At 68.0% G+C, this 1,919-nt stretch carries 2 protein-coding genes; both read right to left on the minus strand.

Annotated elements, in window-relative coordinates:
* Positions 1–844, minus strand: an 844-nt coding sequence (gene fghA, locus P409_RS33020; protein WP_034848675.1) for an S-formylglutathione hydrolase, incomplete at its 3' end; no start/stop codon positions are given.
* Positions 844–1,919 (minus strand): S-(hydroxymethyl)glutathione dehydrogenase/class III alcohol dehydrogenase (locus P409_RS33025; RefSeq protein WP_034848676.1); only part of this gene is annotated, 1,076 nt, incomplete at its 5' end. The genes fghA and P409_RS33025, both read right to left, overlap by 1 nt.

A 1,919-nucleotide genomic window follows, 5' to 3' on the forward strand; every position in this document is an offset into this window, starting at 1 on the left:
GGTTCAGCACGCCGGCGTGGTGTCGGATGTGGTCGGCGATGAAGGTGGAGATGAAGTAGTAGCCGTGGTCGTAGCCGGCATGGCGGCGCAGGGTCAGCGGCTGCCCGGCCGCTTTGCACGCCGCCTCCAAGAGATGCGGATGCAGCTCCCGCTCCAGGAACGGGTCCGCCTCGCCCTGGTCGATCAGAAGATCCGGGCAGCGCGCCCCGCCCTGCACCAGCGCCGTCGCGTCCCACTGCGCCCATTGGGATTGGTCCGGGCCGAGATAGTTGCCGAACGCCTTCTGGCCCCAGGGGCATTGCGACGGCGCCGCGATCGGCGCGAAGGCCGACACCGATCGGTACAGTCCGGGGTTGCGCAAGGCCGCCACCAGCGCCCCGTGCCCGCCCATCGAATGCCCGAAGATCCCCATCGACGAGCGCCGCGCCGGGAAGTGCTTGCCGATCACCTCCGGCAGCTCCCGCGTCACATAGGCATGCATCCGGTAGCCGTCGCGCCAGGGCTCTTGCGTGGCGTCGAGATAGAACCCGGCGCCGAGCCCGAAATCCCAGCTCTCGTCGTCGCCCGGATATCTGCGGTCGCGCGGGCTGGTGTCCGGCGCCACCAGCATCAGCCCGAACTCCGCCGCATGCTGCAGCGCGCCCGCCTTGATGATGAAGGTCTCCTCGGTGCAGGTCAGCCCGGCCAGCCAGGTCAGCACCGGCACCGGACGCTCGGCCGCCTGCGGCGGCACATAGACCGCGAACCGCATCTCGCCGCCGATCTCGGCCGAGGCATGGCTGTAGAACCCCACCTCGCCCGCGAAGGCCCGGTGCCTGCTCCTGGTGGTGATCTCGCCCGACATCAGAACTCCACGACCGTGCGGATCGACTTGCCCTCATGCATCAGGTCGAAGCCCTCGTTGATCCGCTCCAAGGGCAGCTTGTGCGTGATCATCGGGTCGATCTCGATCTTCCCCGACATGTACCAGTCGACGATCTTCGGCACGTCGGTCCGCCCGCGCGCCCCGCCGAAGGCCGTGCCCTTCCACACCCGGCCGGTCACCAGCTGGAACGGACGGGTCGAGATCTCCTGCCCCGCCCCCGCCACGCCGATCACGATGCTCTGGCCCCAGCCGCGGTGGCTGCTCTCCAGCGCCGCCCGCATCACCTTGGTGTTGCCGGTGCAGTCGAAGGTGTAGTCCGCCCCGCCGATCTGGTCCGCGCCCCGCTTGGTCAGGTTCACCAGATACGGCACCAGGTCGCCCTCGACCTCGCTCGGGTTCACGAAATGGGTCATGCCGAAGCGCTCGCCCCATTCCTTCTTCCCGTTGTTCAGGTCGACGCCGATGATCATGTCGGCCCCGGCCAGCCGCAGCCCCTGGATCACGTTCAGCCCGATGCCGCCCAGCCCGAACACGATCGCGGTCGCCCCCTCCTCCACCTTCGCCGTGTTGATCACCGCGCCGATGCCCGTGGTCACGCCGCAGCCGATGTAGCAGATCTTGTCGAAGGGCGCGTCCGGGTTGACCTTGGCCAGCGCGATCTCCGGCAGCACCGTGAAGTTCGAGAAGGTCGAGCAGCCCATGTAGTGGAAGATCTTCTCGCCGCCGATCGAGAACCGGCTGGTGCCGTCCGGCATCAGACCCTGGCCCTGGGTCGACCGGATCGCCGTGCACAGATTGGTCTTGCGCGACAAACACGACGGGCACTGCCGGCATTCCGGCGTGTACAGCGGGATCACATGGTCGCCCTTCGAGAGGCTGGTCACCCCCAGGCCCACATCGACCACCACCCCCGCGCCCTCATGCCCCAGGATCGACGGGAACAGGCCTTCCGGATCCGCCCCGGACAGCGTGAACTCGTCCGTGTGGCAGATCCCGGTCGCCTTGATCTCGACCAGCACCTCGCCGAACTTCGGTCCCTCAAGGTCCACCTCCA

Source organism: Inquilinus limosus MP06, from assembly GCF_000767795.1.
GTDB classification, from domain to species: Bacteria; Pseudomonadota; Alphaproteobacteria; order DSM-16000; family Inquilinaceae; genus Inquilinus; species Inquilinus limosus_E.